Annotated in this window: 19 protein-coding genes and 2 pseudogenes; 8 read left to right on the forward strand and 13 right to left on the reverse strand. The window is 57.4% G+C overall.

Annotated elements, in window-relative coordinates:
- Positions 1–566: 566 nt before the first annotated feature.
- The 8 genes from nifH (at position 567) to RWK44_RS30935 (ending at position 10582) form a co-directional block, all read left to right on the forward strand.
- Positions 567–1460: a nitrogenase iron protein gene (gene nifH / locus RWK44_RS30900; RefSeq protein ID WP_127431682.1), complete on the forward strand. Its 894-nt coding sequence runs from the start codon at positions 567–569 to the stop codon at positions 1458–1460.
- An 89-nt stretch (positions 1461–1549) separates the two neighbouring features.
- On the forward strand, positions 1550–3049 hold the full coding sequence (gene nifD / locus RWK44_RS30905) for a nitrogenase molybdenum-iron protein alpha chain (RefSeq protein WP_127431683.1): 1500 nt from the start codon (positions 1550–1552) through the stop codon (positions 3047–3049).
- Between the two features lie 97 nt (positions 3050–3146).
- Positions 3147–4688 carry a nitrogenase molybdenum-iron protein subunit beta gene (gene nifK, locus RWK44_RS30910; protein WP_127431684.1) on the forward strand — a complete coding sequence of 514 codons (1542 nt, stop codon included), beginning with the start codon at positions 3147–3149 and terminating at the stop codon, positions 4686–4688.
- Between the two features lie 48 nt (positions 4689–4736).
- The gene (gene nifE, locus RWK44_RS30915; RefSeq protein ID WP_127431685.1) at positions 4737–6158 is read left to right on the forward strand and encodes a nitrogenase iron-molybdenum cofactor biosynthesis protein NifE; all 1422 of its coding nucleotides are present in this window, start codon (positions 4737–4739) and stop codon (positions 6156–6158) included.
- 53 nt (positions 6159–6211) lie between these two features.
- A complete protein-coding gene (gene nifN, locus RWK44_RS30920) occupies positions 6212–7531 on the forward strand; it encodes a nitrogenase iron-molybdenum cofactor biosynthesis protein NifN (protein WP_127431686.1) in 1320 nt (439 codons plus the stop codon).
- Between the two features lie 265 nt (positions 7532–7796).
- Entirely contained in the window at positions 7797–8120 is a 324-nt protein-coding gene (gene fdxB / locus RWK44_RS30925; protein ID WP_131702669.1) for a ferredoxin III, nif-specific, read from the forward strand.
- A 327-nt stretch (positions 8121–8447) separates the two neighbouring features.
- Positions 8448–9485: an aspartate-semialdehyde dehydrogenase gene (locus RWK44_RS30930; RefSeq protein ID WP_127431688.1), complete on the forward strand. Its 1038-nt coding sequence runs from the start codon at positions 8448–8450 to the stop codon at positions 9483–9485.
- Entirely contained in the window at positions 9482–10582 is a 1101-nt protein-coding gene (locus tag RWK44_RS30935; protein ID WP_127431689.1) for an aspartate kinase, read from the forward strand. Before RWK44_RS30930 ends, RWK44_RS30935 begins: the two co-directional genes overlap by 4 nt.
- 471 nt (positions 10583–11053) lie before the next feature.
- Here the strand turns inward: RWK44_RS30935 and tnpC are convergent.
- The 13 genes and pseudogenes from tnpC to RWK44_RS31000 form a co-directional block, all read right to left on the reverse strand.
- Positions 11054–12186, reverse strand: a pseudogene (gene tnpC, locus RWK44_RS30940) (IS66 family transposase); the annotation flags it as partial.
- A gap of 63 nt (positions 12187–12249) precedes the next feature.
- Positions 12250–12597, reverse strand: a complete 348-nt coding sequence (tnpB, locus tag RWK44_RS30945) for an IS66 family insertion sequence element accessory protein TnpB (protein ID WP_003554417.1) — start codon at positions 12595–12597, stop codon at positions 12250–12252.
- Positions 12594–12962: an IS66-like element accessory protein TnpA gene (gene tnpA / locus RWK44_RS30950; RefSeq protein WP_127431690.1), complete on the reverse strand. Its 369-nt coding sequence runs from the start codon at positions 12960–12962 to the stop codon at positions 12594–12596. Before tnpA ends, tnpB begins: the two co-directional genes overlap by 4 nt.
- Before the next feature lie 230 nt (positions 12963–13192).
- Positions 13193–14752 carry an RNA polymerase factor sigma-54 gene (gene rpoN / locus RWK44_RS30955; protein WP_127431725.1) on the reverse strand — a complete coding sequence of 520 codons (1560 nt, stop codon included), beginning with the start codon at positions 14750–14752 and terminating at the stop codon, positions 13193–13195.
- Positions 14753–15064: 312 nt separating this feature from the next.
- Positions 15065–15223, reverse strand: coding sequence for a cbb3-type cytochrome oxidase assembly protein CcoS (gene ccoS / locus RWK44_RS30960; RefSeq protein WP_127431691.1), 159 nt, complete (start codon positions 15221–15223; stop codon positions 15065–15067).
- Positions 15220–17505, reverse strand: a complete 2286-nt coding sequence (locus RWK44_RS30965) for a cation-translocating P-type ATPase (protein ID WP_127431692.1) — start codon at positions 17503–17505, stop codon at positions 15220–15222. The genes ccoS and RWK44_RS30965 overlap by 4 nt, the downstream gene beginning before the upstream one ends.
- Positions 17502–17987 (reverse strand): FixH family protein, encoded by a 486-nt coding sequence (locus RWK44_RS30970; RefSeq protein ID WP_127431693.1) that lies wholly within the window; start codon positions 17985–17987, stop codon positions 17502–17504. The genes RWK44_RS30965 and RWK44_RS30970 overlap by 4 nt, the downstream gene beginning before the upstream one ends.
- Positions 17984–19551: pseudogene (gene ccoG / locus RWK44_RS30975) on the reverse strand (cytochrome c oxidase accessory protein CcoG). Before ccoG ends, RWK44_RS30970 begins: the two are co-directional and overlap by 4 nt.
- Before the next feature lie 337 nt (positions 19552–19888).
- On the reverse strand, positions 19889–20752 hold the full coding sequence (gene ccoP / locus RWK44_RS30980; protein ID WP_127431694.1) for a cytochrome-c oxidase, cbb3-type subunit III: 864 nt from the start codon (positions 20750–20752) through the stop codon (positions 19889–19891).
- Position 20753: 1 nt separating this feature from the next.
- The gene (locus tag RWK44_RS30985) at positions 20754–20906 is read right to left on the reverse strand and encodes a cbb3-type cytochrome c oxidase subunit 3 (protein ID WP_127431695.1); all 153 of its coding nucleotides are present in this window, start codon (positions 20904–20906) and stop codon (positions 20754–20756) included.
- An 8-nt stretch (positions 20907–20914) separates the two neighbouring features.
- Positions 20915–21649: a cytochrome-c oxidase, cbb3-type subunit II gene (ccoO, locus tag RWK44_RS30990; protein ID WP_127431696.1), complete on the reverse strand. Its 735-nt coding sequence runs from the start codon at positions 21647–21649 to the stop codon at positions 20915–20917.
- 8 nt (positions 21650–21657) lie between these two features.
- Positions 21658–23280: a cytochrome-c oxidase, cbb3-type subunit I gene (gene ccoN, locus RWK44_RS30995; RefSeq protein WP_127431697.1), complete on the reverse strand. Its 1623-nt coding sequence runs from the start codon at positions 23278–23280 to the stop codon at positions 21658–21660.
- Between the two features lie 869 nt (positions 23281–24149).
- Positions 24150–24701: a hypothetical protein gene (locus tag RWK44_RS31000; protein ID WP_127431698.1), complete on the reverse strand. Its 552-nt coding sequence runs from the start codon at positions 24699–24701 to the stop codon at positions 24150–24152.
- Positions 24702–24817: the final 116 nt, after the last annotated feature.

The raw sequence follows: 24817 nt of genomic DNA on the forward strand, positions 1-24817 counted from the left end.
TGCCGTACGACGTGTTGTCACAAGTGGCGCCTTCTTCGTCGTCTAAGGGTCATGATTGCTGACCGTGTGTGCGGGGGCGAGAGCTTCGTTGACATCACTGCCACTATCATAATGGACAGCAGAGTAGGACGTTAACCCTATGCAGGCACCAGACGCGGCATGGCGCTTTTCATCGCCGGAGACAGCGCTTTGCGGCAAGTGATCAGAATTTGTTACGGCCGGTCTGGTGATGGCTGCTCTACAAAGTCCTAGAAGCTACGCATGGATAAATGAGACATCCTGCCGGTTGGTCAGATATTGCACAAACGGCCACCATTCATTGGCCCTCAGAGGGTGACAATCTATTTCGACATTGTCATCACCTTTGTCGGTTACGTGACAAGCGTTCTTGTTCTCAATCCCGTATTTTGCGCCCACATAGCTGGAATCGCGGCGAATTATTGTTCGTCAGCTCAATCGGACCGCTTGGCACGAATCTTGAGAGCTATTGCGAGGCAGCGGGACCACCTCCGCATCCGCGTTGCGGGATAACCGCATCGCCTCGAACACACGAAGGAACGCCACACATGGCAGCTCTGCGTCAAATTGCATTCTATGGAAAGGGCGGAATTGGCAAGTCCACTACGTCCCAAAACACGCTAGCCGCCCTCGTGGACCATGGACAGAAGATCCTCATCGTTGGCTGTGACCCTAAGGCGGACTCTACGCGCCTGATCTTGAACTCGAAGGCCCAGGATACGGTTCTTGATCTCGCAGCAACGAGGGGTTCGGTTGAAGATCTTGAACTCGAAGACGTGCTCAAGGTAGGCTATAAAGGTATCAAATGCGTGGAGTCTGGCGGCCCGGAGCCAGGCGTCGGCTGCGCGGGACGCGGCGTTATCACGTCGATCAACTTTCTCGAAGAGAACGGCGCCTACAACGATGTCGACTACGTGTCTTATGACGTGCTCGGTGACGTTGTGTGCGGCGGCTTCGCGATGCCGATCCGTGAAAACAAAGCTCAGGAAATCTACATCGTCATGTCCGGCGAAATGATGGCGCTTTATGCCGCCAACAATATCGCCAGGGGCATCCTGAAATATGCTGCAGGCGGCAGCGTGCGCCTGGGTGGCCTCATTTGTAACGAGCGTCAGACCGACCGCGAACTCGACCTCGCCGAAGCGCTGGCTGCCAAACTCAATTCCAAGCTCATCCACTTCGTACCACGCGACAACATTGTCCAACATGCCGAACTTAGAAAGATGACGGTGATCCAATATGCGCCGGACTCTCAGCAAGCGGCCGAGTACCGCACACTTGCCCAAAGAATACATGACAATTCTGGCAAAGGCACCGTCCCGACCCCCATCACTATGGAAGAACTTGAGGACATGCTTCTCGATTTCGGGATCATGAAAACCGATGAGCAGATGCTTGCCGAACTTCAAGCCAGGGATGCCAGGTTGATAGCTGCCCCGTGATCACACTGACACGAGCGCGCAGCGACAGGCAAAGCGCCCGCCATCCCGCGAGGGAGGTTTTCATCCGGAATTTGTAAGGGGTAGGTTCAATGAGCCTCAAATACGACAATGACAGTGACTTCCATGCGAAGCTTATATCAGACGTGCTGTCGCAATATCCGGGCAAAGCAGCGAAGCGCCGTAGTAAACATCTTAGCGTGGCAATGAGCGAAAAGGGCGCCGGCGAGGACCCAAACGCAATTAGCGAGTGCGAGGTAAAGTCGAACATCAAGTCTGTTCCTGGCGTGATGACGATCCGAGGATGCGCCTATGCCGGTTCAAAGGGCGTTGTCTGGGGACCGATCAAGGATATGGTTCACATTTCACACGGGCCTGTGGGCTGTGGTCAATATTCCTGGTCGCAACGTCGCAACTATTACGTCGGTCTGACAGGCATCGACACTTTCGTGACCATGCAATTTACCTCCGATTTCCAGGAGAAGGACATCGTTTTTGGCGGTGACAAGAAACTGGAAAAGGTCATCGACGAGATTGCTGAACTTTTCCCGTTAAGCAATGGCATCAGCCTGCAGTCCGAATGTCCGATCGGTCTGATTGGCGATGACATTGAGGCGGTGGCGCGAAAAAAGGCCAAAGAACACACGACGACCGTCGTGCCGGTGCGCTGCGAAGGCTTCCGTGGTGTGTCGCAATCGCTTGGCCACCACATCGCGAACGATGCAATTCGAGATTGGGTCTTCGACAAGAAAGACTTTAAATTCGAGGCGGGTCCCTACGACGTAAATGTCATAGGCGACTATAACATTGGCGGCGATGCATGGGCATCGCGCATCCTGCTCGAAGAGATCGGACTGCGCGTGGTCGGCAATTGGTCGGGAGATGCAACTCTCGCCGAAGTGGAGCGCGCGCCTCGAGCTACGCTCAACCTCATTCACTGCTATCGGTCGATGAATTACATCTCCAGGCACATGGAGGAAAAATATGGCATTCCATGGATGGAGTATAATTTCTTTGGCCCATTCCAGATCGAAGCCTCGCTGCGCAACATAGCCAAGCATTTCGGTCCGGAGATCGAAGATAGAACCGAAAAAGTCATCGCCAAATACCGACCCTTCGTCTCGGCTGTGGTCGACAAGTATTGGCCGCGCCTCTTTGGCAAACGGGTGATGCTCTACATCGGCGGACTGCGTCCTCGTCACGTCATTACCGCCTATGAGGACCTCGGAATGGAAATCGTAGGAACCGGCTACGAATTTGGTCACGGCGACGACTATCAGCGCACCAGCCACTACGTAAAGGAAGGTACGCTGATCTACGACGACGTGACTAGCTATGAACTAGAGAAATTCATTGAGGGAATTCGGCCGGATCTCGTCGGGTCGGGCATTAAGGAAAAATACCCGGTGCAGAAAATGGGCATTCCGTTCCGTCAGATGCACTCGTGGGACTATTCTGGTCCGTATCACGGTTATGACGGTTTCTCGATTTTCGCCCGGGACATGGACATGGCCATCAACAATCCCGTTTGGGGTCTTTACCATGCGCCCTGGAAGAATGACCGCGCTTTGGCGGGAGTGGCCCTAGCATGAGAACCTAGAATTTCTCGAAGAAACCGCGGAGGCCTTACCCGGATCGAAGGTCTCTGTACCTCCTCCATGTCGCAGCCAGATCGAAAGAGGTGACCCTATGCCGCAATCAGCCGAGAAAGCTCTCGACCATGCGCCTTTGTTCTGCGAGCCGGAATATAGGCAAATGTTAGCCGAGAAAAAGCTGAAATTCGAACGCCCACACCCGGATCAGGTCGTGTCAGAGCAGCGCGAATTCACGAAGACCTGGGAATACCGAGAGAAAAACTTGGCCCGCCAAGCCCTTGTCGTCAATCCAGCCAAAGCCTGTCAGCCACTCGGCGCGGTTTTCGCAGCGGCGGGATTCGAGCGAACGATGTCATTCGTCCATGGCAGCCAAGGTTGCGTTGCCTACTACAGATCGCACCTATCACGCCATTTCAAGGAACCGTCATCGGTGGTCTCGTCATCGATGACAGAAGACGCGGCTGTATTTGGCGGCCTGAAAAATATGGTCGACGGTCTCGCCAACACATACAAGCTTTATAACCCGAAGATGATCGCGGTGTCGACCACATGCATGGCAGAGGTCATCGGAGATGACCTGCATGGTTTCATCGAAAATGCCAAAAGCGAAGGTTCGGTCCCGCGCGATTTCGATGTCCCCTTCGCCCACACACCAGCCTTTGTCGGCAGCCATGTCGATGGCTACGACAGCATGGTAAAAGGTGTGCTGGAGAATTTCTGGAGGGGCACCGCGCGAAGTGAAGCGACCGCTTCTATCAACATCATTCCTGGATTTGATGGCTTCTGCGTTGGGAACAATCGCGAATTAAAACGCCTGCTCAATTTGATGCAAGTGAATTACATCTTCATCCAGGACGCATCAGATCAGTTCGATACCCCCTCCGATGGCAACTTTAGGATGTATGACGGGGGGACCAAAATCAATGACGTGAAGGCGGCGTTGAACGCGGAGGGGACGTTGTCCCTGCAATATTACAACACTCGCAAGACGTTAGATTACTGCAGAGACGTTGGACAAGCGACGACCTCCTTCCGCTACCCTCTCGGCGTCGAAGCTACCGACGAACTCCTGATGGCGATATCTGTGATTTCCAGGAGAGAAATTCCCGAGACGATCCGCCTGGAGCGCGGGCGACTCATTGACGCGATGGCGGACAGCCAAGCTTGGCTGTATGGAAAAAAATACGCGATTTACGGTGATCCAGATTTCGTTTTTGGGATGGCGCGCTTCATCATGGAGACCGGCGGCGAACCAATCCACTGCCTCGCCACAAACGGCACCTCAGCTTGGGAGAACGAGATGAAGGAACTCCTCGCATCCTCGCCCTTCGGGAAGAATGCACAGGTTTGGCCAGGCAAGGACCTCTGGGCACTGCGCTCGCTGCTTTTCACCGAGCCGGTGGATCTTCTGATTGGCAATTCTTACGGGAAGTATCTCGAGCGGGACACCGGCACCCCATTGGTTCGGCTGATGTTTCCAATTTTCGATCGGCACCATCATCATCGATTCCCCCTCATGGGTTACCAGGGCGGACTGCGTCTTTTAACGACGATCCTGGACAAGATCTTCGACACCCTCGATCGCGAAACAATGCACGCGGGTGTGACAGACTATTCGTATGACCTCACTCGCTAAGAACGGGGTCAGGCGGCCTTTCTCTCCACCAGATTTGAAGGCAGACGAATGTCCTCGCTCAACGCCAAAATCAAAGACGCCTTCCACGAGCTCGCGAGTGAAAGGGGCGGCAGCAAGGGTCCGAAGGGGCGCCGAAGGAATTGCGCGAGGCCAATGGCCCCGGGAACGGCCGTCGGCGGTTGCGCTTTCGACGGCGCCAAGGTCGCACTGCAGCCGATCACCGATGTCGCACATCTGATTCACGCACCGCTCGCCTGCGAGGGAAATTCCTGGGACAACCGTGGCGCTGCCTCGTCAGGTCCAACACTTTGGCGCACGAGCTTCACGACTGATCTTACGGAAATCGACATCGTAATGGGCCACAGTGAACGGAAGCTCTTTAAAGCGATCCGGGAAATCAAGGATGGGTATGCGCCCGCGGCAATCTTTGTCTATTCAACCTGCGTTACAGCGATGATCGGTGACGACATCGACGTTATTTGCAAGCGAGCGACAGACGAATTTGCCTTGCCGGTGGTGCCGGTCAATGCGCCAGGTTTTGTCGGATCTAAAAACCTCGGCAACAAGCTAGCGGGCGAGGCGCTGCTCAAGCATGTCATAGGTACTGTGGAGCCCAATGAGCCAGGCCTTTGCGACATCAACATACTCGGCGAATTTAACCTCTCTGGTGAGTTCTGGCAGGTGAAGCCGCTCTTGGATAAGCTCGGCATCCGCGTCCGCGCCTGTATTCCCGGAGACGCGCGATATCTGCAAGTCGCCTCCGCCCACCGCTCACGCGCAGCGATGACGGTGTGTTCGACAGCGTTCGTTTCGTTAGCACGTAAGATGCAGGAGCGGTGGGACATTCCATTTTTCGAGGGCTCCTTCTATGGCATTTCCGGCACCTCGGAGGCGCTCCGGCGGATCGCCGATCTGCTTGTAATGAAGGGTGCTGACCCCTCGCTTTTGCAGCGCACGGAAATCCTTGTAGCGAAGGAAGAGGAAAAGGTGTGGAAGAGGCTAGAAGCGTACCGACCTCGCCTTGAGGGCAAGCGCGTACTTCTAAATACAGGCGGCGTGAAATCCTGGTCGGTCGTCCATGCCCTGATGGAGATCGGCATGGAGATCGTCGGCACATCAGTCAAGAAATCGACGCTCGAAGATAGGGAGCGAGTGAAACAGACCCTGAAGGAGGAGAACCTCCTGTTCGAGACGATGTCGCCGCGCGAGCTTTTCTCGCTTCTACTCGAGAGAAAGGCCGACATCATGCTGTCGGGCGGACGCACCCAGTATATAGCGCTAAAGGCAAAACTGCCCTGGCTCGACATCAACCAGGAGCGTCATCACGCTTACGCTGGCTATGAGGGAATGGTGCAACTTGCCCGACAAATTGACCTGGCAATTCACAATCCGATTTGGCCGCAGGTGCGCGAGCCGGCGCCATGGGAGCCGGGCTTGGTCGTTGAAAAGCGAGCGAAAAGAGAAGCGTAAGCGCGTCGAACCAAAACCGCGAGATGACTCGCAAAGAATGTTGAGGTCGTACTATGGCACGCGTCGTATCTCAAACCAAGTCGGCGGCGGTCAACCCCCTGAAGTCGTCGCAGCCGCTTGGTGCTGCCTTCGCCTTTCTGGGCGTTGACGGCGCAATACCTCTGCTCCATGGCAGCCAGGGATGTACGAGCTTCGCGCTCGCACTACTCGTGAGGCATTTCAATGAAGCGATCCCGCTGCAAACGACGGCTATGAACGAAGCCGCGACAATCGTCGGCGGCGCAGATCGTCTCGAAGAGGCAATTCTCAGCCTCAAAGCCCGCACGAGGCCACGACTAATCGGAATATGCACGACCGCATCGGTAGAGGCCCGCGACGAGGATGCCGCCGGTGATGTCGAAAACATCAAGCGCAGGCGGGCGATAGAACTTATGGGGACCGAAGTGGTCGTCGCCAAAACGCCGGACTTTGACGGCGCCATAGAGGAGGGTTGGTCCAAAGCTGTTACCGCCATGATCGAGGCAATAACGCGACCTGACAAGCAGTATCGTGATCCGGGGAAGGTCGCGATCTTGCCTGGCTGCAACTTAACAGTAGCTGATATTGAACATTTGCGCGAGACGGCCGTAAGCTTCGGGCTCGACCCGGTTATTCTGCCCGACGTATCCGGAGCACTCGACGGCTCCGTCCCCGAACAATGGATGCCGGCAACGTATGGCGGCACGAAAGTGGAGGAGATCCGCGATCTCGGTACGACCATGCAGTGCATTGCAATCGGTGAGCATATGCGGCGATCGGCTGAAGCGCTGCAGAGATTAACCGGCGTGCCGTACGTGCTGTTTAGATCGCTGACGGGTCTAGAGAACGTCGATCGCTTTATTCGCGTGCTTGCCGCTGTGTCGCGAAAACAGACACCGCTCAATGTCCGCCGCAACCGAATGCAGCTGCAGGATGCCATGCTCGACGGACATTCCCATATGGCAGGCAAGAAGATCGCAATCGCCTCCGAGCCGGATCAACTCTTCCAGTTCTCCGATTTTTTTACCGCCATGGGTGCGGAAATTGCGGCCGCGGTCACCACGACCGGCACTTCGAAAGCACTCGAGATGGTACCGGCGAAGACCGTCAAAGTCGGCGATCTCGGTGATCTGGAAAGTCTCGGCGCAACGGCCGATCTTATCGTCACACACTCGCACGGCCGAGAAGCTGCCAAGCGTCTCGGCGTTCCGCTGATGCGGGTTGGTTTGCCCATGTTCGACCGCGTCGGCAGCCAGCACAAGCTTACAATATTATACCGGGGAACCCGCGACATGATCTTTGACCTCGCGAACATCATTCAGGCTAACCGCCCTCCGAACACTTGGCCGACTTGACCCAACCGACGCGCGGGAATCGCAAAATGAGATCAATTCGTCGCCTCTCGCTCTTCAATGGCAGATTCTATCAACAGCGGCCGAAACGGCAGGTGGGCGCTTTGAGAAGAGCCCACGCAAGATGTGAAGGGACTGAATGCGGAGTTAGAATCGGCCGGATTCTTTGTCATCTACGACGCGACACGCAACGCGTGTCGGCGGGCAATCGGCGGGCCTTCGGCGGAAACATTTATCATCGACAGAACTCGTTAAATCGGAGGAATCTATGACAAGCGCATTCGTGGCTCGCGACGGATCCCGATGGATGCCGGAATATTTAGATTCGATCAACCCTGCGATGTGCATCGGCTGCGGTCGCTGCTTCAAGGTCTGCTCTCGCGAGGTCATGCATCCCTACGGCATCGACGAGGCAGGCGAAATGCTCGGTGTCTGTGATGGCGAGGACGACTTTAATGGTGAGCTCAGTCGCGTGATCATGGTCATTGATTATCCCGGCCGCTGTATCGGCTGCGGAGCGTGTGCGCGCGTCTGTCCCAAGAACTGCCAGACTCATGTCGCCGTTGATCATCGTGCGGTGCACGGATCTTGATTCCATTCGGAGCGATAGAAGCCGCCGGCGCTATTCACAGTGCGGGACAATTGCATCGGTTCAAGACGTGGAGAAGGCGGCATGGCAACTTAGCATGCAAGCAAATCCAGCCATGCGATGCGAAGCTCTTTCTGGGCATCCAGTCTTCCATTCGGAGGCAATGATCACAGGAAACACCAGGTCGAAAGTCGAACGATCTGAAGAGAGGAGGCATTGAACTGTGCATTTAGCCGCGACGACAGCCTTCCCGTTACATCCTTGGGCGGCCGAAGCGGGCTTCGGATTTGAAAACAAGATCCAACCACGAGCTTCTAAATGAGGATCCTCATGAGAGCATTAGATATCTCTGTCGTTGGAGCAACCGGGGTGGTTGGAACGGCCCTGATCAAGTTATTGGAAAAAAGCGAGATTGCGGTCGATCGACTGAGGCTGTTCGCCTCCAGTTCGGGTGCGCGTCAACTCAAGTTTCGAGACCAAACATACTTAGTTGAGGCACTACGCGACATTCGCAATATCGATGATACCAAAACCGACATTGCATTCTTCTCTGCAGGCGGCGACGTAAGCGCCGTATGGGGACCTCGGTTCGCATCCCAAGGAGCCTTGGTGATTGATAACTCGAATGCTTTTCGAATGAGGCCTGACGTACCCCTCATCGTACCACAAGTTAACGCCTGTTCACTTACGGTTCGTCCACCGTCTGGAATAGTAGCAAATCCAAATTGCTCCACGATACAGCTGGTTCGGGCACTACGACCGTTGATAGCGACGTTCGGCGTTAACCAGGTTCTTTTGACTACTTATCAAGCCGCCTCAGGAGTTGGCCGGCGCGGGATTAACGAGCTAGAAGACGGTGCCGAAGCCTGGCTCAAGGGGAGCACGCGGCCCGCTGCGGAGAGCTTCCCTGTCTCTCTTGCATTCAATGTCATACCGCAGATCGGAGAGATTTCCAGCGAAGGCGTGGCTCTCGAGGAACGCAAGCTGGTTCAAGAGTCACGGAAGATCTTCGGTATGCCTCGTCTGCAGTTAACCGCCACCTGCGTTAGAGTGCCGGTAAAGACGTGTCATTCCGAGGCGGTATACGTCGAGTTCGACGATCATGTTCGACTAGAACAGGTCCATGAGCTCCTGGCAAATGAACCAGGTGTTCGACTTTATGCTGACGAAATTCGCGACGGATATCCAACGCCGCGCTTTCTGGGAGACCCTGCATATGTTCACGTCGGTCGGGTCCGAGTTAATCCAGAGAATCCGCGCGGGCTGTGGATGTGGGTTGTAGCCGACAACGTTCAGGTCGGAGCCGCACTCAACGCACTCCTCATCGCACAGCTTGTGATCGCCAATAACTTGATGGATGAAACATGAAGACGACTATTGTCAAATTCGGCGGTTCGAGTTTTCGAGATCCTTGTGACTACGCTCGAGTTGCTCAGCATTTAGCTAAGCTGCGGGCTGCAGGCGGAACCAAGATTATCGCCGTGGTCAGCGCAATGTATGGTATAACCGACAAGCTGAAAGCAACCATGCTTGGCGTCAACAGGGAAGCATCACCATCGAATCTCGATGCGGCACTTGCCACGGGCGAGATGCTAAGTGCCTGCATGTTGGAAGCTGCGGTCAGTCGCCTTGGGATTCCCGTGACGTCGTTGAACGGCTATGTCCTAGGGATACGCACAAATTCAGACTTCGGTCGGGCTTCAGTAGAAAGCGTCGATCCTCAGCCAATCAGGGCTGCACTTCAGGAGCATGACATTGTCATTGCCACGGGTGGTCAGGCAATTGATCAATTGGGCAGACTAACGTTTCTCGGCAGAAACAGCTCCGACCTGACAGCCGTCGTGATCGCAGCTATGTTAGGAGAGCAAGCTTGCGAAATATATTCAGATGTTAAGGGCGTCTACACCGCAGATCCTCATCTTGTACCAGGGGCACGATTAATCCCGAAGATTGGGTATTGGACGATTGCGCAGATGTCGCGGCAAGGCGCAAAGGTGCTGCACCATAGGGCAGTGGATTATGCTAAAAAGCACGCAGTCGCCATAGTTTGCAAAGCACTGACTAGTGACGGAGCGGAGACGGGCACGATCATCACAGGCCACGGATACTCCGGTTCCGTGACAGTAGCACGCGACGCAGCAGTATTAGCTGTCGCGAGTGACGCAGAATGCGACACTCTCCTTGTGCTTCTTGATCAACACGACATTAGCTCAATATTCTTTGAAGTGGACGGCAGGCCTTGCCTTTGCATCATAACCGACATCGATTTTGCGATGCGCCTTGTCGCATCGGCAGGCACGCGCGCGGTCGCCATCGGATCAAGGGTCGTGGTGACCGAGCTTAATGGCGCGATGTCGCGCGTCCACCTTCACGTTGACTACGAGAGCGCCTTGGCACATGCACAAAACATCCACGAACAGATGTATCCTGCAGCCATTCGCGATCTTGTGATAGAGAACGACTAAACAGCGCCACAGGCGACGCCCGAATGGAGGCGGCGGCGAAGTCGCTTGATCTGGCCATCGGCCCGGGGATGCTTCGACTTGGTAGCCGGGTGATCGCTAGCGACGATCGCCTGTTCCACCGCCCTGATAACCTCGGCACATCGTCGACTTCAACATGCAGCCTTCATCGCAGGGACAGGGCGCGGACAGACGCGATCGTTAACTTCGAAAACGTCATTGTCGAATGCAGGTTCTGAATCGCCGCTTTCCAGTTGGTAGACGAGGACAGTGCAAAGCGGCTGAAATCAACCCTTCGCCTTGCAGTGCGCCAGCACCTCGTCCTCGTGCTCCAACGCGCGCTTGATGCCCTTGCGCCGGCCGCTGGTTGCCAGACTCATCGCGCAGGTACCTCGCATGCTCGGGCCATTGATGCGGCCAGCGGCAGTCCGCGCCGCGGTGCCATATGACTAACGGCCCTTGATGACATCGCGGTCGGTCTTCAGCGCGCCTCCTAGTCTCCGACTTGTTTGATGTCCAGATGTCGTGGAAGTCTCGTCGCCAATGAGCCCAGCAGGCGGCCTCCTTAAAGCGAGATGTTCCCTTTTCTCCAGGCGCGTATAGCTTGCCATATCCTTTGTAGCCGTCAGCCTGAAGGATGCCGCTTGATTGCTTGAGGTGGCGGTGGACGTGCTCTTCTTTCCAGTCAGGAGCAAAATAGTAGACTGCACCGGGCGGGGAACTGCCTGCCCATGGACGCTGATCGCGGACATACGTCCAGATCCTGCCCTTCTTCACACCCTTGCCCAACCCCATATCCCGCAGCGAGCGATCCAGCACTCGGATCGGGGTGTCGTCGGCATGAAGGAGGTCACTTGCCATAATCGCCGTTTCGATCCGCTCGATGAGAGGCTGAAGCACCTGCATGGCGCGACCACACCAATCAACCATCGGCTGTCGGGAATGTCGGCGCCCATGCCGGCGAAGATCTCGTTCAGCCGGTACAGTGGCAAATGGTCGTCGAACTTCGAGACCAGAATATACGCCAAGAGGCCAGCGCCGGCCATGCTGCCCGGTATCGGGCGGCTGGGCGCTGCCACCTGCACCATTTTCTCGCAGCAGCGGCAGGACTTCTTCAGTCGAGCAACCTTGATGACTTTCATCTGCGCGGCGATCATGTCGAGGATTTCGCTGACGTCCTCACCGACAAGACGCAATTCACCTCCGCATTCCGGGCAGCAGGAGCCAGGATCGAGCTCTCGGCGCTCGCGAACCGCCTTGTCCGAGACGCGTGGGCGCCGGCGCATGATCTTTTCAGCCGTATCCGCCAAGGGAACAACAGACGCCGCCTCATCAGGTTCATCGATTGGCGCCGTACTGCCTTCAGCGGCGGCGATCAACAGATCCTCAAGCGCCAGTTCCAACTGCTCGATTTCACGCTCAATCTTTTCAGACGACTTGCCGAAGACCTGTTTCTTCAGCTTGGCAATGCGCAGCCGCAGCGTTTGGATTAACTGATCATGCGCTTGCAATGTGGCCGACATCTTCGCATTTTCCGCCTGCAAAGCGGCAATCATTGCCTTGAGAAAGGCTGGATCGTCCGGAAGATTTGTCGTCGCGCTAGACATGATCCTGACTACCACGAGCCAGGAGAAATTTCCATAAAAACCAGTGGTTTCAGTGAGATAAAATCACCCGACACGGGCCGGTGGCGCACCCCAATCAGGACGACGCCAATCGATCCCTTCCCACAACATCGCCAGCTGGGCCGACGTCAGCCGGGCAGTCCCGTCGGATGCCGAAGGCCAAGGAAACCGCCCCTTCTGCAAGATCTTGTAATACAGGCAGAAGCCCTGGCCATCAAAATACAGCAGCTTCAAACGATCGCCACGCTTGCCGCGAAAGGCGAAGACCGCGCCGCCAGTCGGCTTCTGACGCAAAACATCCTGCGCAAGCGCGGCAAGGCCTTCTACTCCCTTGCGCATGTCCGTGATCCCGCACGCAAGATACACCCGAACGCCGGTCCCAGGCCCAATCATGCTGCTTCCACTGCCCGGATAATCTGCGTCAGGACATCGGGAGCCATAGAACTCTCGAAACGAAGCGTGCGGCCGCAGCTCAATCGTAGCACGATTATTCCGCAGCAGATCTCTCTTCCTTCAGAGACATCGGCCTGAGCCGCACTCAGCCCGACCGGAATGAACACCGCATTCCCTGACGTCGAGAGCAGCCCCTTCTTCTTCAACTCGCTGCGCCAGGTGTAGATCTGCTGCCGTGTGACATCGTGACGACGAGCTACCTCGGTGATCGTGGCTCCAGCTTCCCCAACCGCCGTAACAATCGCGAGCTTGTCCTCGTTGCTCCACCGACGTCGGCGTTCTTGCCCAAGAATTTCTACGCGCATCGCAACCTCGCCTAAGACACGTCGCTAACGACGTCGTTAAACACGTGTCTTAGGCCATCAAGATCTCAGGCGGCAGGCGGTGCCAATCGGGCGGTTACGCCCAAAATAGACATGGCGGACTTGGCCAGCGCAAGCACCGCGGGCGTGATCCAAACTCACCCACCGGCTAGCTTCATAGAGTCGCGCCGCTTAGGGCCGGATGCTTCGATCCAGGTCGAAGCATGACAGCGTTAGAAGCCGGCGACCTTGGCGAGCGCCCGTTTCTCGCGGCGGCGCTGGACCGAAGAGGCAATGTTCATTGCCTCCCGGTATTTCGCTACGGTGCGGCGGGCGAGATCGACGCCGCCCTTCTTCAGCATGTCGACGATATCGTCGTCGGAAAGCACCGCCTCCGGGCTCTCCTGCAGGATCAGCGCACGGATCTTGTGACGCACGGCCTCGGCCGAATGGCTGTCTCCGCCGGCGACGGCGCTGATCGAGACGGTGAAGAAATATTTGAGTTCGAAGAGGCCGCGCGGCGTCAGCATATATTTATTCGACGTGACGCGGCTGACGGTGGATTCATGCATCTTGATCGCCTCGGCGACCGTTTTCAGGTTCAGCGGGCGCAGGTAATCGACGCCGTGCAGCAGGAAGGCGTCCTGCTGGCGGACGATTTCGCTTGCCACCTTCATGATGGTTTTTGCCCGCTGGTCGAGGCTGCGCGTCAGCCAGTTGGCGCTCTGCAGGCAATCGGAGAGGAAGGCGTGGTCCTCGCCGTTCTTCGTCACACGGGAAAAATAGGACTGGTTGACCAGCACGCGCGGCAGCGTATCCGGATTGAGCTCGACCAGCCAGCCGCCGTCCGAGGCGGGCCTGACGACTACATCCGGCGTGATTGCTTCGGAAACACCCGCTTCGAAGCCGCTGCCGGGCTTGGGATTGAGCTGACGGATCTCGCCGAGCATGTCGAGAAGATCTTCCTCGTCGACGCCGCAGAGCCGCTTCAGCGTGGCAAAATCGCGCCGGGCCAGCAGTTCGAGGTTTTCGACCAGAGCCTGCATGGCCGGGTCGTACCGGTCCTTCTGCCTGAGCTGGATCGCCAGGCATTCGGCGAGGCTACGGGCGAAAACACCTGGCGGATCAAGGCTCTGCAGGGTGGCAAGCACGCGCTCGGCCTGTGCGAGGCTCGTGCCCAGCCTCTCGCCCGCCTCGACGATATCGGCCTGCAGATAACCGCAGTCGTCGAGCTGGTCGACGAAATTCTGCGCGATCAACCGGTCGGCCATGTCAGGCAGGACGAAGGGGATCTGCTGGGCGAGATGATCGCGCAGCGACACCTGACCGGCGACGAAATCGTCGAGATCGTAGTCGGCGCCCTCACCGCTGCCCGGCATCGACTTCCACTGGCTGACGAGTTCCGGCGCATCGAGGCGCTGCGGGGCTCCGTCATCAGGAAAGACATTGGTGTAATTGGCGTCGAGTTCGTCGTTCAGCCGACTGGTGCTGGCGCTGCCGCCATTGTCATACCAGTCGCTGGAGAGCGCCTCGGCGCGGTTGTCATAGCCATCGTCGGAGCCGGCATCCTCAGGCTGATGAGCATACTCTCCATCTTCGGCATCGCCGCGTTCGCCGCCCGCCTCGCCGTCATTCGACGGAAATTCGAGCAGCGGGTTCTTCTCCACTTCCAGGGCGATGAACTGGTTGAGTTCGAAATGAGTCATCTGCAGCAACTGGATGGATTGCATCAGTTGCGGTGTCATCACCAGGGACTGGGTCTGGCGCAGGAAAAGATTGGCGGACAGTTTCATGACGAAGTTCCACTTAATTCTCGGGTCCATGCCTGATCATGACCTCAGGCACGGAGATCGATGCCTTCACGTGAAATTGGCACGTGCTTGGCATCATGAACCACTTGGGGCAACTTGGGCGCCCCGGCGCCAATAGCTTTCAAGAAAGCCTGCCAAATCATCGATTGAATTGCGAAAAAGAATATTCTTAATTTTAGTTATTTCGGCGAGCAGTGAACTTGGTTAGGAAAGTGCATTTGTCGCGGAGCCGACGACAGTGCAGATTGTCGCAATTGTCCATATTCCTTTCGTGTTTGGTCTCAGTTGTGAGGTTTAGGGTTCTCGTTGATCGGTTTCGTCCTCGGCGAGGATCCGCCAGGCGGCGCCTTGAAGGTCGTCATACTGGCCGCTCGTCAGCGACCAAAGGAATGCCAGGAGTCCCATTCCTCCCATCAGTAGCGCGATCGGTATGAGATAGATCAACATGTTCATGCGGCTTCGACCTCCGCACTCCTGCCGATCCGCCCTCGAATTTGCATATCCCGACGCTTGCCGAAGGCGTTCAGGCGCAGGGCGTTCGTCACGACGATGATCGAAGAAGTCGACATTGCCACCGCCGCTATCAGCGGCGTCGCCAATCCGGCAATGGCGATCGGCACCGCCAGAACGTTGTAACCGATGGCGAGAGCGAAGTTCTGCCGGATGAGGCTGGCGGATCGTCGCGCAACGGCGATCGCTTCCGGAACAGCGTCAAGGCGATCATTGAAGAAAACCAGATCAGCCGCCTGTCTGCCGATATCGGAGGCCGTGGCCGGCGCCATCGAGACATGCGCGGCAGCAAGTGCCGGGGCGTCGTTGATCCCGTCGCCAACCATGAGCACGCGACGACCTTCGCCATTCAGCCTCTGGCATTCCTCGACCTTCTGTTTAGGCGTCAGAGAGCCCAAAGCCCTGTCGATACCCAGGACATGCGCCGTATTGTCGACGACGGTCTGCCTGTCTCCGGACACGATCAGCGTTTCAAGGCCGGCTGCATCGAGCCGGTCGATGGCCTCGCAGGCACCTGGACGAAGCGTGTCATCGAAGAAGAAGCGGGCAAGATCGACGCCATTCTTCGACAGGACCACTTCCGAGAACGGACTGTCGGCGGTGCGGGGCACGACGCTGGTTCCGCAGGCAAACACCGCGTTGCCCAATCGATAGACATCTGCTCCATTCCTGGCTTCCAGTCCCCCGCCTCGGATTTCCGTGACGAGGTCGAAGACCATGAGGTCGGTTTCGGTATCCCGTACCAGGGCCCGAGAAAGAGGATGCCGTGAATGCGCTGCCAATCCACGAGCGATCACGGTGGCGCTCTCGTCCATGGCGTCCACTCTGACAAGGCGCGAACTGCCGATCGTCAAGGTGCCTGTCTTGTCAAAGGCCACGGTGTCGGTCTCGGCCAGTCTTTCGAGTGCTGAGCCGTCCTTCACCATGATGCCCTTCCGGAAAAGTTCGCCCGCGGCGACGATCTGGACCACGGGTACGGCAAGACCCAATGCGCATGGGCAGGTAATGATCAGCACCGCAACGGCGACCAGCATGGCCTGTTTCCAGTCTCCGCCCTGGAGGCCCCAGGCAAGGAAGGAGACCAGCGCCAGCAGATGCACGACCGGAGAATAGAGCGTCGCAGCGCGATCGGCGATCCTGCGATAGCGAGCTCTTCCGCCCTCGGCGGCTTCCATGAGGCCGATGATCTCCGAGAGAAGCGAATCCTTGGCAATTCTTGTCGCCCGCAGCACGAGGGAGCCGGTCAGATTCATCGCCCCGGAACTCACTTCGCTGTTGCTGGCGACGGCGACCGGGCTGCTCTCGCCGGTGACGATGGAGAGGTCCACGTCGCTCTCTCCGCTGACGACGATGCCATCGACGGGAACCCGTTCGCCTGCGGCTATCGAGATTTCATCCCCCGCCGCGATTTCTTCTACCGCAATGTAGCGTCGCGACCCGTCCGGATTGATCAGTAATGCTCCGCGCGGCGCCAGTCTTGCGAGTCCGTTGATCGCCGCCCGAGCCTTTTCCCGCATGACATGATCGAGGGTTCTGCCGATCAGCAGGAAGAAGAGCAGCGAGACCGAAGCGTCGAACCAGGCATGCTCGCCGTGATGGACGGTCTCCCACAATGAAACGCCATAGGAGAGCGTCACGGCGAGCGAAATCGGAACGTCAATGTTGGTGCGCCAGTGCCGCAGCGCATTCCAGGCCGATCTGAAGAAGAAGCGCCCCGCATAAACCAGCGCGGGCGCTGCTATCATCGCCGAGATCCAATGAAACATGTCGCGCGTCGCAGCATCTGCGCCCGACCAGACCGATACCGAGAGCAACATGATGTTGGCGGCCGCAAAACCGGACACGCCGATCGCGAGGAGAAGTTGATTTCTGGTCTTGTCGTTCTCGGGAGCTGAGGGCGTGAAGAGATGCGCGCGATATCCGGCCGAGTTGATCGCTGCCAGGATCTTGGACGGATCGGTTGCGCCCGTCTCGATCTCCTCCTGGTAGACGCAGCTCACCCTTCGGGCCGTGAGATTGACTCGTGCTGTCTTGACGAAGGGAAGCGCCAACAACGCCCTTTCGATGGTCGAAATGCAGCCACCGCAGTGGGCGTCGGGAACGCTCAGGTCCAGCTGGCGCAATCCTTCGCCGAGCGGCTGGCTGGCAAGGCGGACCTCTTCGGCATTGAGTGATGTCGTGCTGAGGGCAAGCACGCTTTCCGCGTCCATGGTACAGCAGTTCATTGGCCTGACTCCGCGGTATCGATGCGTTTTGCCTCATGCATGACGACAACGCCGCCGTTTCGCGAGGTGGCCTCGACGATCCAGTCACCGTCGGCGAGATCATGCTCCGCTTCGAACCGCCCCGCGGCTGTCTTCCTGAGCGTAAGGAGGAAGTCCTCGTGGTCTCCGACCGGACGTTTGAAATTCAGAATGACGTCGTCGACGATCGCAGGCGATCCGCTCTTGTCGTGAATATCGTAGCGGATCTCGTGCCCCGTTATGGAGAGGCTGCCCTCGATGCCGGAAGCGGCCATTGCCTTCATCGCCGCCGCTTTGCGGTTGAACTCCTGACTGGCGACATAGGTGTTTTCCACGACCAGACCGCTCCAGCTGGAAGAGGCATAGAAGGCCATGGTGACGTTTACCGCGATCACCACGCCAAAGAATGTCGAGGTCGAAAGCAGCATGTGCAGGCCTGTAAAACCTTGAGCGGAGGTCTTCATTTGATGTCTCCCGGTGCATTGAACGCCGCGCGGTAGGTTGCCCGATCGGCATGTTCGGTATCTTCGATAACGAACAGAAATTCATTGGTCGCGGCTCCGGTAGGCTTGCGCGTAACGAAGATCTTCAGCGTCGTGGCCGCGTCGGGCTCGGCATGTACTGTAAAGCTGCGGGCGTCTTCCTTGCCTACCTCGGGAATACGCATCGTCGCCCCCTCCAGCCCGACCAGGCTTATGTTCACATCCCTGGGCTTCGGCACCATGTTCAGGATACGAAGCGTGTAACCATTCCGCAGCGAGCCGTCGCTTTCCAGAACATACTGGGGGTTTCGGTCGTGAACGACGTTGAGTTCAAGGCGCTCCCGAAAGGTGAGATGGACGAGCATGGCCACGCCGACCGCCGCCCAGGCGATTGCGTAAAACACGGTTCTCGGACGAAAGATGATGCGCCAGTTGAAGTGCCGGATCGCCGGAACGAAAGTCCCATCATCGTTTCTAACCCTTGACGGCTGAACGGCTGTTCGCCCTACCCTGGTGGCAAGCGACATGTTGCTCGAGTATTCGCTCAGCGTGGCGTAGGCGATCAGGCCGCGAGGCTTCCCGCGCTTCTCCATACGACCGTCGCAGGCGTCGATGCAAAGCGCGCATGTGATGCACTCCATCTGCTGCCCGTTGCGAATGTCAATTCCCATCGGACACACGGCCACGCAGGCATTGCAATCGACGCAATCCCCGACCGGGATGCCCTTGGCTCGAGCGCTCTTGGGGTACCGCGACCGCTGCTCGCCCCTCCAGGCATTGTAGGTGACGACGAGAGAATTTTCGTCGAGCATCGCACCCTGGATGCGTGGCCAAGGGCACATATAGGTGCACACCTGCTCTCGCATGAGACCGCCGAGCACATAGGTGGTTGCAGCAAGGATGGCGACGGTCGTGTAGGCGGTTGCAGGAGCGTGGCCGGTGAACAGCGAAACAAGCAGGCACGGCGCGTCGGCAAAATAAAAGATCCACGCTACCCCCGTGACTACGCTTATCAGCAGCCAGATCGAATGCTTGACGACACGCTTCCTCAGCTTGGCAAAGCTCATTGGCCTAGCGTCGAGCTTCATTCGCGCGTTTCGATCGCCTTCGAGTGCACGTTCGACGACGAGAAAAAGATCAACCCAGACCGTCTGCGGACAAGCGTAGCCGCACCATGCGCGGCCAACCGCGGAAGTGACGAGAAACAGGCCGAGGCCTGCCATGACGAGGAGACCCGCTACATAGTAAAATTCCTGAGGCCAGATTTCGATGAAGAAAAAGAAGAAGCGCCGTGAGGAAAGGTCGATGAGGATTGCCTGGTCAGGCGCGTAAGGACCGCGATCCCAGCGAATCCATGGCGCGAGATAGTAGATGCCGAGCGTAACCAGCATGACGATCCACTTGAACCGACGGAATCGTCCCTCTGCACGCTTGGGAAAGACCTTCTTCCGAGGAGCGTAGAGAAGCTGCCGGTTGCGACGGGCGTTGACTGGCTCGCCACTGAGCCTTTTGATGTATCGGGATCTGGTGCGGTGCGGAGGTTCATGGGGCCTATCGGACTTCATCTGCCGTTGTCCCATCTGCTGCGCATCTGCCCTTGATGCAGATCAAGAGACAAGGCCTTCCCGCGAAAGGAAAACGCCATGGAGAGAGGGCGTGGCTTTGGGGGCTGCGGGGGAACAAGCAACCACGCTGGAACGTCCTCGACAAGGCTATTGCAACCGGCTTGTCTGCTCGTGGTCTTTGAGGCAGGTCCAACTGATGATCGACCTGCCGCTCTTTGCTAGGTCGTCCTGATTGGAAGGTGGCGGCGTGGCCTTGCCGCGTCGTGCCATAGAGATCGAAGATTTGGTTGTCGCCGTGAGCTGTCATGGTTTTTTTCCTCACGTCCCGCCGCCAAGCGAATGCACGAAAATGGTAAGTTCCTTGACGGTCGTATCGCCGAGACGCCCTGCCCAGGCAGGCATGACGCCATGCTTGGGAGCGGCCACCTGACGGATGATCGCATCCTCGCCACGTGCCTTCAGCCAAATCGCATCGGCGAGATCTGGCGCGCCCATTTCGGCTTTTCCTTTGGCGTCGTCGCCGTGACATGCGGCACAGTTATCGACGAAGACCTGTTTTCCGGCCTCTGCGAGGCCGGGGTCCGACGGTGTATTGGTCAGTCCCCAGACGTAAGCCGCGACCTGCCTTGTCTGGAGGGGATCCAGAACATCGGCAAAGGGCGGCATCTCGGAAGCATGAGTGTCCGTATCCTCGTCGAAGCGAATTCCATGCGCGATCGTCGCCTGGATGGCATCCAGGTCTCCACCCCACAGCCAATCGTTGTCGTTGAGGTTCGGAAATCCCGGGCCGCCGCTTGCTCCCGAGCCATGGCACGGCGCGCAGTTCACCTTGAATGCAGATGCGCCGCCGGCGACCGCGAATTCGCGAAGGGCAGAATCGGAATCGATCTCGTGCACCGTCTTGGCGGCGATCAGATCATGAAGCGTCGTCTGCGATGCCTTGGCCTGATCGAGGTTCTGCTGCAGCTCGGCGCGGCTGGAATAGCCCAGCATGCCCTTCGTAGCGTCGGTAATCATCGGGATCGCGGGATATGCGATCGTATAGCCCAAGGCCCAGACGATAGTGGCGTAGAAGGTCCACACCCACCAGCGCGGCATCGGATTGTTGAGTTCGCGGATGCCGTCCCATTCATGTCCGGTCGTTTCGACGCCGCTAAATTCATCGATATGTTTTTCCGACATCTCAATCATCCTTCAAGGGAATATCGGCGGCCTCTTTCGCCGTTTGGTTGCTGCCTGGGCGAAGAGTGAACACAATCGCACCGATGAAGAATGCCGCCATTGCCAGGAGCCCCCAGCTGTCGGCAAATTGTCTCATTGCAGTGTAGGTTTCCATGGATCACCTCATCGGTAACCGGTCGCGTCGTCGTAGGTCGAGAAATCGACCAACGTTCCGAGCATCTGCAGGTAGGACACCAGGGCATCCATTTCGGTCAGCGCGGCAGGATCGCCGTCGAAATCGCCGGTCTTCGCCTTCGGATAGCGGGCAAGCAGGGCCGTCGTATCTGCGTTCGGATCGGCTTGGGCCATCATGTCGGCCTCCGCGTTCGCCAGCATCTCGTCGTTATAAGGCACGCCCACGTCCTCGTTGGCCTTCAGGTCCATTCCGACGTCCTTGACCGTCACCCTCTGCTCTTTGAGGAAGGCGTAACTCGGCATGATCGACTCCGGCACCACTGCCCGAGGATAGGCGAGATGCTGGACATGCCATTCGTTGGAGTAGCGCGCGCCGACACGGGCCAGATCCGGCCCGGTTCGTTTGGATCCCCACTGGAAAGGATGGTCGTACATCGACTCGGCCGCGAGCGAGTAATGGCCGTAGCGTTCGACCTCGTCGCGGAAGGGCCTGATCATCTGGCTGTGGCAGAGGTAGCAGCCTTCGCGGATGTAGATGTTTCGTCCGGCCAGCTCGAGCGGCGTATACGGCCGCATGCCTTCCACCTTTTCAATCGTGTTCTGCAGGTAGAACAGCGGTGCGATTTCGACGATGCCGCCGATGCTCACGACGAGCAGCGAGCCGACGAGAAGAAGCGTCGCGTTCTTCTCGAGGATCTGATGTTTATCAAGTATCGATGCCATATCTCACCTCATTCGGCAGGCTGTGCTTGGGGCACGAAAGTGGTTGGGATTGCAGCTTCGTCGCGCACGTGGCCGCGGATCGTCATGAACACGTTCCAGGCCATGACGAGACCGCCCGCCAGGTAAAGCGTTCCGCCCACGGCGCGCAGCACGTAGTAGGGGAACATCGCCGCGACTGTCTCCGCGAAGGAATAGACGAGGAAGCCCTGGGAATTGTACTCGCGCCACATGAGCCCCTGCTGGATGCCGGCAACCCAAAGCACGGCGGCGTAGACAACGATCCCGAGGGTTGCGAGCCAGAAGTGCCAGTTGACCATCCGCAGGCTGTAGAGACGCTCGCGTCCCCATAGCTTCGGCGTCAGGTAGTAGATCGCCCCGAAGGTGATCATACCCACCCAGCCGAGAGCGCCGGAATGCACGTGGCCGATCGTCCATTCGGTATAGTGGCTGAGCGAATTGACGGTTTTCACCGACATCATCGGGCCTTCGAAGGTCGACATGCCATAAAAGGCAATGGCGACGATCATCATCCGGATGATGGGATCGGTGCGGATCTTGTCCCAGGCGCCCGAAAGGGTCATGAGGCCGTTGATCATGCCGCCCCAGGAGGGCATCCAGAGCATGATCGAGAAGACCATGCCGAGCGTCTGGGCCCAGTCGGGCAGTGCCGTGTAATGCAGATGATGCGGGCCGGCCCAGATGTACATGAAGATCAGCGCCCAGAAGTGGATGATCGAAAGCCGGTATGAATAGACCGGTCGGTTGGCCTGCTTCGGCACGAAATAATACATCATTCCCAGGAAGCCGGCGGTGAGGAAGAAGCCGACGGCGTTATGGCCGTACCACCATTGGGTCAGCGCGTCCTGGACACCCGAGAAGACAGAATAGCTCTTGGAGCCAAGGAACGAGGCCGGAACCGCCAGGTTGTTGACCACGTGCAGCATGGCGATGGTGATGATGAAGGCAAGGTAGAACCAGTTTGCCACATAGATGTGTGGCTCTTTGCGCTTCAGGATCGTTCCAAGATACACGGCGAGATAGGCTACCCAAACGATGGTCAGCCAGAGGTCGACGTACCACTCAGGTTCGGCATATTCACGGCCTTGAGTGATTCCAAGAACGTATCCGGTCGCAGCCATCACGATAAAAAGCTGGTAGCCCCAGAATACGAACCAAGCCAGGTTGCCGCCGAAAAGACGCGCGCGACAGGTGCGTTGCACGACGTAGAATGACGTCATGATGAGCGCATTGCCGCCAAAGGCGAAGATAACCGCCGACGTGTGCACGGGCCGCAGTCTTCCGAAATTGAGATAAGGGGCGATGTTGAGGTCAGGAAAGGCCAGTTGCAGCGCGATGATCACGCCAACCAGGAAGCCAACCACGCCCCAAAACACCGCGGCGATCAAGCCATACCGTATCACCTCGTCGAAATAGCCGGACTTATCGACGTTACGCTGTCGGCCTGCCGGCGAAAATTCAACCTTGCTGACCATCAGCACAGCCCCCATAACGAGGCAGAGGCAAAGTATGCCCATATGAACCGCAAAGAGATGATCATGCGCGAATGCGGCTAGTAGCAGCGCTAGAAACGCCGCGACCGCGATCACCATCGTTTCCGTTGTGTAATTCATGATGTCGTCCCCAGTACGCCGACGACCGCTTCGCGGCCGTCTTTCTCGCCAGGACTGTCATGAAGCCGCAAATTGCTCCTTGATCCACATCAACGAGAGGACAAAAAGACGGAACGACGCTGCGGTTATAAGTACAAAGGCTTTAATCCGCTGACACGCGCTGACTATTCCACCGTCAAGTCCACGTCCCGTCCATTGTTGCCCGTGGGCAAGCCCACTCGGAGAGCCGGCATACGGTTTCGACACGCTGAATGAAGGGTCGCTGGCCGTTGAAGGCCCAACAGGAGAGCCAAGAATTTTTTGCAAGCCTCGACCGGAATATGAGTGGTCGAATGCGACCCGAATTTTCGAATGCGGGAGCCATGTAGTTAGCCATGCGTCCACCTGAGCTCGAGCCTCGTCCTCCGATGACCTCAACTTTGATGTCGCTGTATTTCTTCTGCAGCGATCCCAGGCGAGCCAGCGCTCGCCCGCAGGGTCCGCAGGTAGTCGAAAAGAAGTCGAGGATGTATATCTTGCCGAACTGGAAGTTGGAAAGCGGTTCGCCGCGTAGCCAGTCCAGCGCTTCGATCGACGGAGCTGGAGAGCCAGCACCCAAAGTGTTTACCCCCGCTTCGTGCCAGAAATCATCGCGTTGTGACAGACATCAGGTCGAGCCGATTTGATTTCCGTCAATCTTGGGCCCGAAACATCAATAGCGACAAAAAACTAGACCGCGCCTAGCACACTCCTGAACCCCGCATCACAAATGATTGTCGGGTGAGATCGATGCCAAATCAGGATGACAACAAGGGCTTTATCCCCTCGTGATAGAGACCCTATCGGTAACAACCAACGTGCGGCAATGCGGGGTTGATTCTTCATTTCGATTAATATTCGAACCGCTCCAGCATCCTCCTCAACAGTGCATTCTGCATTTGAAGCTTGCGCGCCAACTGGTCTCGGAGAAGGCTGATCTCTTCATCAAGATTGATTGCATCGTCAGAAGCGGTAGAAACATTTGAAGACGGTCGAAGAACGACTGCACTCATTTTCGCCTTCTTGCGGCGCTTTCGCGTCGGACCTTCGCCAACACGAAAGACCCTAGGTGCGGCATGCGCGGCTGTATTAGCCTCATCGGACAAAGCCGGATCAGGCGCTTCCACGGGCCTCGCGCCATCGATATTTACGCGACCATCAACAGCGCTTGCCGTTTCTTCCGAATAAACCGGAACCGCTAGAACCGCTGCGGAATGACCGTGAGGAACTGGCTTTTTGTCAGCCGGACCGTCTGTGGCGTCCAATTCGTTATTGGCTGCTCTTTCAGTCGGCTTGGCGATAGCCAATACGTCCGGCTTCACGCCATCTGCCGAGCCGTGTTCTTGTCTCTGCTGGCGTCGCGGGGACACCAGCCGGGCAAGAAGTTTCCATGGAGACGCCATTTGTTTAACCTCGAATTCTACCCCGTGTGCAACTGCGAGAAAAAGCGTTGGCGGCAGAACGAACTGCCGCCATGATCTTGACTTCAACAAGCATGAGAATGCGGCCAGCGCTTGGC

It is taken from the genome of Rhizobium sp. 25PS6 (genome assembly GCF_032464655.1).
GTDB classification, from domain to species: Bacteria; Pseudomonadota; Alphaproteobacteria; order Rhizobiales; family Rhizobiaceae; genus Rhizobium; species Rhizobium laguerreae.

Bases quoted from the DNA above. Each gene is read 5' to 3' on its own strand.
- nifN (WP_127431686.1), top strand. From the start codon at position 6,212: ATGGCACGCGTCGTATCTCAAACCAAGTCGGCGGCGGTCAACCCCCTG.
- RWK44_RS31000 (WP_127431698.1), bottom strand. From the start codon at position 24,701: ATGGCGTCTCCATGGAAACTTCTTGCCCGGCTGGTGTCCCCGCGACGC.
- ccoS (WP_127431691.1), bottom strand. From the start codon at position 15,223: ATGAACATGTTGATCTATCTCATACCGATCGCGCTACTGATGGGAGGA.
- fdxB (WP_131702669.1), top strand. From the start codon at position 7,797: ATGACAAGCGCATTCGTGGCTCGCGACGGATCCCGATGGATGCCGGAA.
- ccoN (WP_127431697.1), bottom strand. From the start codon at position 23,280: ATGAATTACACAACGGAAACGATGGTGATCGCGGTCGCGGCGTTTCTA.
- ccoP (WP_127431694.1), bottom strand. From the start codon at position 20,752: ATGTCGGAAAAACATATCGATGAATTTAGCGGCGTCGAAACGACCGGA.
- RWK44_RS30965 (WP_127431692.1), bottom strand. From the start codon at position 17,505: ATGAACTGCTGTACCATGGACGCGGAAAGCGTGCTTGCCCTCAGCACG.
- nifE (WP_127431685.1), top strand. From the start codon at position 4,737: ATGTCCTCGCTCAACGCCAAAATCAAAGACGCCTTCCACGAGCTCGCG.
- RWK44_RS30985 (WP_127431695.1), bottom strand. From the start codon at position 20,906: ATGGAAACCTACACTGCAATGAGACAATTTGCCGACAGCTGGGGGCTC.
- RWK44_RS30970 (WP_127431693.1), bottom strand. From the start codon at position 17,987: ATGAAGACCTCCGCTCAAGGTTTTACAGGCCTGCACATGCTGCTTTCG.
- RWK44_RS30935 (WP_127431689.1), top strand. From the start codon at position 9,482: ATGAAGACGACTATTGTCAAATTCGGCGGTTCGAGTTTTCGAGATCCT.
- nifK (WP_127431684.1), top strand. From the start codon at position 3,147: ATGCCGCAATCAGCCGAGAAAGCTCTCGACCATGCGCCTTTGTTCTGC.
- nifD (WP_127431683.1), top strand. From the start codon at position 1,550: ATGAGCCTCAAATACGACAATGACAGTGACTTCCATGCGAAGCTTATA.
- rpoN (WP_127431725.1), bottom strand. From the start codon at position 14,752: ATGAAACTGTCCGCCAATCTTTTCCTGCGCCAGACCCAGTCCCTGGTG.
- nifH (WP_127431682.1), top strand. From the start codon at position 567: ATGGCAGCTCTGCGTCAAATTGCATTCTATGGAAAGGGCGGAATTGGC.
- ccoO (WP_127431696.1), bottom strand. From the start codon at position 21,649: ATGGCATCGATACTTGATAAACATCAGATCCTCGAGAAGAACGCGACG.
- tnpA (WP_127431690.1), bottom strand. From the start codon at position 12,962: ATGCGCGTAGAAATTCTTGGGCAAGAACGCCGACGTCGGTGGAGCAAC.
- tnpB (WP_003554417.1), bottom strand. From the start codon at position 12,597: ATGATTGGGCCTGGGACCGGCGTTCGGGTGTATCTTGCGTGCGGGATC.
- RWK44_RS30930 (WP_127431688.1), top strand. From the start codon at position 8,448: ATGAGAGCATTAGATATCTCTGTCGTTGGAGCAACCGGGGTGGTTGGA.